Here is a 7509-nt window from a genome sequence, read left to right as displayed (position 1 = left end):
TCCGCGCCCAGCCTGCGGTGGGAGAAGCGCGAACGGACAGTTAAGGCCCCGCCCGCTAAGGCCCCGCACGCTAGCTGATGTTGCGGTTGATCGCCCGGACTCCCACTGCGAGCCCGACGGCGGCAGTCACCGCCGCAGCGACAAGGCCCAGGAGCGTGTCCGCACCAATGTTCCCCGCGAACAGCTCCCGCTCCGCATTGACGAGATAGGTCAACGGGTTGAACAAGCTGGCAGTCTTCATCCAGTCCGGCCCGGCTTCGATCGGCAGCATGATGCCGGAGAGGATCATGAGCGGGAACAACAGCGTCTGCTGCACACCCCAGAAGATCCACTCCTTGTTCTGCGAGACCAGCGCCAGCGAGTAGGACAGCGCGCCGAGGCCGATGCCGAAGATGCCCAGGATGACCAGGCCGAACAGCACGTGCAGTGGATAGAACACGAAGCCGAACGGGACGCAGACCAGGGCGATCAGCAACCCCTGCACCACCAGCGGCGCCCATTCCTTAAGGGCCCGCCCGATCATCAGCGACGAACGGGACAGCGGGGTGGCAAGGATCCGCTCGTAGGACCCCGTCATCAGCTCATACTGCAGGTTGGACCCGGTCATGGACGTCCCGAACAGCGCGATCATCACCACCACGCCGGGCAGGAACCACTGCAGCGTGGACTGTCCGCCGAACGCCGGCGCTCCCACAGCGGAACCGAGCAGCGGGCCGAAGAGGCCCAGGAAGACCAGTGGCTGGAGCAGCGAAAAGACCAGCGAAAAGGGGTCGCGCAGCGGCAGCAGCATCTCGCGCCAGAACACGTACTTCGTATCATGGAGGACCTGGCCGAGGCCCGGCTTCTTCAGAACCTCCGGGGCGGGCTCCGCAGCCATCAGCGGTTCGCTCCTTCCCTGAGGTTGCGGCCGGTCAGCTCCAGGAACACGTCGTCCAGCGTGGGCGGCTTCAGCTCCAGGGACTGGGCGGGAGCGCCGGCGTCGTTCATTTCCTTCAGCAAACCGGGCGCCAGCCGGGCGCCTTCCGTGAGCCGGAGGCGGAAGCTGACCACGCCGTCGTGCGTGTTTTCCTGCACCTCACCGCCGGCGGCCGCCCGCCCCAGCAGCCCGCGGACGCCGGCCGCTGCCTCGGCCGCCACGTCGACGGCCAGCAGGTCACCGGCAAGGTTGGCCTTGAGGCGGGCCGCGGTGTCGTCGGCGATGATCCGGCCGTGGTCGATGACGATCACCCGCTCGGACATGGAATCGGCTTCATCCATGTAGTGCGTGGTGAGGACGATCGTGGTCCCGTGCTCGGCCCGCATCCGCATGATGTGTTCCCATAGGTTGGCCCTGTTCTGCGGGTCCATGCCGGTGGACGGTTCGTCGAGGAACAGCAGTTGTGGTGAGTGCATAAGGCCCAGGGCCACGTCCATCCGGCGCCGCTGCCCGCCCGACAGTTTGATCACCGTGCGTTTGGCGAGGTCGGCCAGGTCCAGGGACTTCAGGAGTTCCTGTGCCCGGGCCGCAGCATCGGCGGTGTTCATCCCGTAGAACCGGCCCTGCATGACCAGTTCGTCAATCACCCGGAAACTGTGGCCGCCGCCGTTGCCCTGGCCGATGTAACCGATCCTCGCCCGCACCCCTGCCGGATCTGCTGACACGTCGACGCCGGCCACCGTGGCAGTTCCTGAGGTGGGCCGGAGCAGCGTGGTCAGCATCCGCAACGTGGTGGACTTGCCCGCGCCGTTGGGGCCGAGAAACGCCACGAGTTCTCCCGGGGCGACGTCGATGTCGACGCCCTTGACGGCCTCGATCGTTTCCTTCTTGACCGTGAAGTTCTTGGTGAGTTTCCGGGTGTGAATCACGGTGCGCTCCAAGCTGCGGGTCATGGCGTTCTGGCTGCCGGCGGTTCTGGCTGCCGGGCGCCATGCCGCCACGCTATACCCGGCGGGCGGGGGCGTCCACAGGAGCGGGGCCGCAAGTGTCCGTTCGCGCTCTGTCGTTCGCGCTGTGTAGTTAGTGGCGGCGGTGGTCCTGGATGGTCATGCGGGGGCCGAAGGTGGGTTTCCGGAACCCGCTGAGGCCGATCATCCGCACTACCCGCTGCCGGTGCCCTTGCCACGGCGCCAGCAGGCGCAGCATCCCGGCGTCGTCCGTCCTCCGTCCGGCTAGCGCGGCCCCCACGTAGGCCGCGAGGTGGTAGTCGCCCACCGCGATGGAGTCCGGGCAGCCGTGGGTCCTCTGCACCACCTCCGCCGTGGTCCAGACGCCGATGCCGGGAATGGCCTGCATTTTGGCGGCTGCCTCCGCTGCCGGCACTGCCGCCAGGCGTTCAAGGGCGACGGCGGAACGCAGCGCCCGCATGACCGTGGCGGAACGCTGGGGGCCCACTCCGGCCTTGTGCCATTCCCACGACGGGATGCGCAGCCACTGCTCCGGCGTGGGCTGGACCAGCAGCCCGGCCGGCGCGGCCGCGCCGGAAGCCGGGGCTGCGGTGCCGAAGCGGTACATCAGGTACCGGTAGCCCCGCCGGGCCTCGATGACCGTGACCTTCTGCTCAAGAATGGTGGGCACCAGGGAATCGACCATCCGGCCGGTGGCCGGGAGCCGCAGCGCCAGGTTCCGGCGTCGTGCTTCCACCACCATCCGGGGGAGCGTGGCATGGAACTCCGGGTGGTCGAAAGCGGACCAGTCGTCCCCGCTGCCCAGCAGCCGGGGCGCGGCGGCCACAGCGTCCTCCGAGCCCGGCCCCCAGGCCTGAACGTCGACCTCCGGTTCACAGGGGTCGCCGGAAACGGTGACACGCAGGCTCGCCGGGCCGTCCGGCGTCGTGAAGGCCATCCAGAGCCCGTCCGGCCGCGACGCGAACGCCGGATCCCCGTTCCCGCGCATCAGCGTTCCGACGGTCTGCAGGAGACTGAACGGGCTGCCCGGATGCCACCTCAGGGAAGCGTCCGCCGCGGCGGCCAGGCCGGCGGGGGCGTCTGCGAGGGTCATTGAACCATCGTCCCACGGGGGCCTGAGAGGTCCGGAAACGGGCAAGGCCGAACGGCCCTGCCCGGCACGGACGCCCGGGCCTAGACTCCAGTTGTGGCGCGGACCGCCCGCGCCGGCCTCTAAGGCCAGACGTGGAATGCCAGGTGAGAACAGTGGCCGGAGGAGTGGTGCACTTCGAGATCCCCGCGGACGACGAGAGCCGCGCAAGGGACTTTTACACATCCGCTTTCGGGTGGGAATTTCAGGTCATGCCCGAGATGGAATACAGCCTGGCCATGACGACGCCGATGGACCAGGAGGGCAGGCCCACTATTCCCGGGGCCATCAATGGCGGGCTGTTCAAGCGCGGTGAGCTGACCGCCCCGGTTGTCACGGTTGACGTCGAGGACATCGACGCGGCGCTGGAGAAGATTGCAGCCCTGGGCGGTGCGGTCTACCGGGCCAAGATGGAGGTTCCGGGTATGGGCTGGAACGCCTATTTCACAGACAGCGAAGGCAACATCGTTGGCCTGTGGCAGGACGCCGAACCAGGGTCCGGCTCCGCCAGCCCGGAAGCAGCCGCGAATGACATCGGCGCGTAGCCGCGCCGGTCATCGCTGAACGGGCGCGGCCCGCCGCCAAGGCAGGCGGATCAGGTCCGAGACGGTAACTTTGTACCTATGAAGTACGCCCAGTCCGTCCTGGACCTCATCGGCAATACGCCGCTCGTCAAGCTCAACCACGTCACCGACGGCATCAAAGCCACCGTCCTCGCGAAGGTGGAATACCTGAACCCGGGCGGGTCCATCAAGGACCGGATCGCGGCGAAGATGATCGAAGAGGCTGAACGGGACGGCAAGCTGCTCCCCGGCGGAACCATCGTTGAACCCACCTCAGGCAACACCGGTGTTGGACTGGCCCTGGTGGCCCAGCAGAAGGGCTACCGGTGCGTCTTCGTGGTGCCGGACAAGGTGGGCGAGGACAAGCGCGCCGTCCTGCAGGCGTACGGGGCCGAAGTGGTGGTGACGCCCACCGCCGTTGCCCCGGACAGCCCGCAGAGCTACTACAGCGTGTCGGACCGCCTGGTCACTGAAATCCCCGGCGCCTACAAGCCGGACCAGTTCTCCAACCCGGCCGCCCCCGGCAGCCATTACGAAACCACCGGACCCGAAATCTGGCGCGACACCGACGGCCGGGTCACACACTGCGTGATCGGGGCCGGCACCGGGGGCACCATCACCGGAACCGGGCGCTACCTCAAGGAAGTTTCCGCCAACAGGCCCGCAGCCGACGGCGGACGCGTCCGGATCATTGGGGCCGACCCCGCAGGCTCCGTGTACTCCGGCGGCACCGGCCGGCCCTATTTCGTGGAGGGCGTCGGCGAGGACATGTGGCCGGCCAACTACGACAAGGCCGTCCCGGACAACGTGATTGCCGTCAGCGACGCCGAGTCCTTCGAGATGACCCGCAGGCTGGCCCGCGAAGAGGGACTGCTGGTGGGCGGATCGTCCGGCATGGCCGTCGTGGCTGCCCTGCAGGTGGCCAAGGACCTGCCCGAGGACGCCGTGGTGGTGGTGATCCTGCCGGACTCAGGCCGCGGCTACCTGGCCAAGATCTTCAACGACCAGTGGATGCGGTCCTACGGCTTCCTGTCCGGCGGCGAAGAAGCCTCCGTGGGTGAAGTGCTCAAGTCGAAGACCGGTGAGCTCCCGGAGCTGGTGCACATCCACCCCAACGAAACCGTCCGCGACGTCATCAACATCATGAACGAGTTCGGGGTCTCCCACATCCCGGTCCTGTCCCAGGAGCCGCCGGTGGTGATGGGCGAGGTGCTGGGCGCCGTGGACGAACGGAGCCTCACCTCCAAGCTGTTCCGAGGCGAGGCGAAGCTGACGGACAAAATTTCTGAACACATGGGGGAGCGCCTGCCCGTGATCGGGTCGCTGGAAACCATCTCCGCCGCCCGCGAACTGCTCTCCGACGTCGACACCGTGATGGTCACTTTCGTCGGCGCGCCGGTGGGCATCCTGACCCGCCACGACCTCCTCGCCTACCTCAGCAACTAATCCTGCTTGCATCCGCAATCACAAGGAGAACCATGTCTGTTTCTGAAAACCAAGGCTTCAACACCCGGGCCGTCCACGCCGGCCAGGCCTTCGAGCCGCGCACCGGCGCCGTTGTGCCTCCGCTGCACTTCAGCTCCACCTATGCCCAGGACGGCATCGGCGGGCTCCGTGACGGCTACGAGTACGGCCGCGGCGGCAACCCCACCCGCGACGCCCTGCAGGAACAGCTGGCGGCGCTCGAAGGCGGCTCGCACGCGTACTCCTTCAGCTCGGGCCTGGCGGCCGAGGATTCCCTCATCCGGGCCCTCACCCGACCCGGGGACCACATCGTGCTGGGCAACGACGCCTACGGCGGAACCTACCGCCTGATCAGCCGCGTGCTGGGCGACTGGGGGATCGGGAACACCCCCGTGGACATGGCCGACCTCGACGCCGTCGCGGCTGCCATCGCGGCCAACAAGACCCGCCTCGTGTGGGTGGAGACGCCGTCCAACCCGATGATGAAGATCACCGACATTGAGGCGCTCGCCAAACTGGCGCACGACGCCGGCGCCCTCCTCGTGGTGGACAACACCTTCGCCTCGCCCTACCTGCAGACCCCGCTGGCACTCGGAGCGGACATCGTGGTGCACTCCACCACCAAGTACATCGGCGGCCACTCCGACGTCGTGGGCGGCGCGATCGTGGTCAACGACGCTTCGCTGGCCGAGAAGATCGGCTTCGTCCAGTTCGCCGTCGGCGCCGTGTCCGGCCCGATGGATGCCTTCCTCACCACCCGCGGCCTCAAGACCCTCGGCGTCCGGATGGACCGGCACAGCGACAACGGACTGGCGGTGGCCGAATGGCTGCTGCAGCGCCCCGAAGTGGAAGCCGTGCTGTACCCGGGCCTGCCCTCGCACCCCGGCCACGAGCTGGCCAGGAAGCAGATGAAGAAGTTCGGCGGCATGGTGTCCGTTCAGTTCAAGGGCGGCGAAGCGGCGGCCCGTGCGGTCGCGGAAAACACGTCCGTGTTCACCCTGGCCGAGTCCCTCGGCGGCATCGAGTCGCTCATGAACTACCCGTCGGAAATGACGCACGCCTCCGTCAAGGGAACCGAACTCGCTGTTCCGGTCAACCTGATCCGGCTCTCCTGCGGCATCGAGGACGTCGAGGACCTGATCGCGGACCTGGAGCACGCCTTCACCTTCATCGGGACGGGCAGCTAGCAGCCGGTGACCACCTCGCTACGGGCCACATCGGCCACCACCCGCGGCTGGCTTGCGACGGCGGCCGGCGCTGCCGCCGTCGTGATGGCCCTTGTTGTCCTGTACTCGGCGTACATCCCGCTGATGAACGACTTTGAGGTCTACTACTACGGCGGCAGCCGCGTGCTGCAGACGGGCGAGACCGGCGTCAACGAGCTCTATGCGCCCCGCGACGGCCTCCCGTTCACCTACCCGCCGTTCGCCGCGCTGCTGTTCGCGCTGCTGGCGACGCTCAGCATCGGGGCCAGCAGCCTGGTCTTTATTACGACGGCACTTGCGGGCGCCGCCGTCGTGTCGGCATGGCTGGCGCGGCACTACTTCGGGCTCCGCCGCTGGAAGGATGCGTTCGCCGACTGGCGGTTCCGGGCCGTGGCGCTCGCGGGAACAGCGGCGATCCTGCTGCTGGGCCCTTGGCGCGACACATTCGACTTCGGCCAGATCAACATCATCCTGATGGGCCTGATCCTCGCGGACTTCGCGCTGTACGGGAAGTCGCGTGCCGGCGAGATGCACTGGCCGGCCGGGCTGCTGATCGGTCTGGCGGCCGGCATCAAGCTGACGCCGCTCGCTTTCGGGCTGTATTTCCTGGTGCGCCGCGACTTCAAGGCGCTCGGCTGGATGGCTGCGGGGTTCTTCGGTTCCATTGCCTTGTCCTGGGCCGTGCTGCCTCATGCGTCGCTGACGTTCTGGACCAAAATCCTGCCGGACACCGGAAGGATCGGCGGTCCGGGCTACGTGGACAATCTGTCCGTCAAGGGCCTGCTGCTCCACCTCGGCCTGCCGGACTCCGGACTCACCAGCGCACTGTGGCTGGTCCTGTCCCTGGCGCTGGTGGCCGTGGCCGCGCTCGTCATCAAATGGGCGGTGGACGCGGACGAGAACTTCGTGGCCGTGTCCGCCACCGCCGTGCTCATGCTGCTCATCAGCCCGGTCTCCTGGTCCCACCACTGGGTGTGGATGGCAGTGGCGCTTCCGTCCATGGCGTTCGCGCTGCACCGCGTCCCGTCGAGGGACGGCCGGATGCGGCTCGCCGGCTGGATCATCGTGGCGGCCTCCGTGGTGGCGTTCTACCTGACGCCCAAGTACCTGGCCGTGATGGCGGGCGCCCAGGAATGGGGCAAGGACCCGCAGACGCAGTGGCAGCTCACCGTGTCCAGCCTGGGTGTGGTGTGCGGCATCGCCATGCTGACCTACTGGGCCCTGGCTTACCGTCCGTCAAGGGCCACGCTCCGCCCGTAACCCC

7 protein-coding genes are annotated in these 7509 nt (G+C 67.8%); 4 read left to right on the top strand and 3 right to left on the bottom strand.

The features are described from left to right. Positions 1-70: 70 nt before the first annotated feature. The 3 genes from WMN78_RS13795 to WMN78_RS13785 form a co-directional block, all read right to left on the bottom strand. Positions 71-877, bottom strand: coding sequence for an ABC transporter permease (locus tag WMN78_RS13795; RefSeq protein WP_340534300.1), 807 nt, complete (start codon positions 875-877; stop codon positions 71-73). Then, the gene (locus WMN78_RS13790) at positions 877-1869 is read right to left on the bottom strand and encodes an ATP-binding cassette domain-containing protein (protein ID WP_340534299.1); all 993 of its coding nucleotides are present in this window, start codon (positions 1867-1869) and stop codon (positions 877-879) included. Before WMN78_RS13790 ends, WMN78_RS13795 begins: the two co-directional genes overlap by 1 nt. Before the next feature lie 127 nt (positions 1870-1996). After that, on the bottom strand, positions 1997-2977 hold the full coding sequence (locus tag WMN78_RS13785; protein ID WP_340534298.1) for a 3-methyladenine DNA glycosylase: 981 nt from the start codon (positions 2975-2977) through the stop codon (positions 1997-1999). A gap of 152 nt (positions 2978-3129) precedes the next feature. Here WMN78_RS13785 and WMN78_RS13780 point away from each other — a divergent pair, with 152 nt between their 5' ends. From WMN78_RS13780 to WMN78_RS13765, 4 genes are all read left to right on the top strand, one after another. Next, positions 3130-3558: a VOC family protein gene (locus WMN78_RS13780; RefSeq protein ID WP_340534301.1), complete on the top strand. Its 429-nt coding sequence runs from the start codon at positions 3130-3132 to the stop codon at positions 3556-3558. Between the two features lie 78 nt (positions 3559-3636). Next, on the top strand, positions 3637-5022 hold the full coding sequence (locus WMN78_RS13775) for a cystathionine beta-synthase (protein WP_340534297.1): 1386 nt from the start codon (positions 3637-3639) through the stop codon (positions 5020-5022). Between the two features lie 32 nt (positions 5023-5054). After that, on the top strand, positions 5055-6227 hold the full coding sequence (locus WMN78_RS13770) for a cystathionine gamma-synthase (RefSeq protein ID WP_340534296.1): 1173 nt from the start codon (positions 5055-5057) through the stop codon (positions 6225-6227). 6 nt (positions 6228-6233) lie between these two features. Beyond that, positions 6234-7505: a glycosyltransferase 87 family protein gene (locus WMN78_RS13765; protein WP_340534295.1), complete on the top strand. Its 1272-nt coding sequence runs from the start codon at positions 6234-6236 to the stop codon at positions 7503-7505. The last annotated feature ends 4 nt before the right edge of the window (positions 7506-7509 follow it).

The organism is Arthrobacter oryzae (assembly GCF_037911235.1).
Classification (GTDB): Bacteria; Actinomycetota; Actinomycetes; order Actinomycetales; family Micrococcaceae; genus Arthrobacter; species Arthrobacter oryzae_E.
Note: the sequence above shows the minus strand (reverse complement) of the source record. Positions and strands in the feature narration are given on the sequence as shown.

Coding starts and splice junctions, on each gene's coding strand:
- WMN78_RS13795 (WP_340534300.1), bottom strand. CDS start 877: ATGGCTGCGGAGCCCGCCCCGGAGGTTCTGAAGAAGCCGGGCCTCGGC.
- WMN78_RS13790 (WP_340534299.1), bottom strand. CDS start 1,869: ATGACCCGCAGCTTGGAGCGCACCGTGATTCACACCCGGAAACTCACC.
- WMN78_RS13785 (WP_340534298.1), bottom strand. CDS start 2,977: ATGACCCTCGCAGACGCCCCCGCCGGCCTGGCCGCCGCGGCGGACGCT.
- WMN78_RS13775 (WP_340534297.1), top strand. CDS start 3,637: ATGAAGTACGCCCAGTCCGTCCTGGACCTCATCGGCAATACGCCGCTC.
- WMN78_RS13770 (WP_340534296.1), top strand. CDS start 5,055: ATGTCTGTTTCTGAAAACCAAGGCTTCAACACCCGGGCCGTCCACGCC.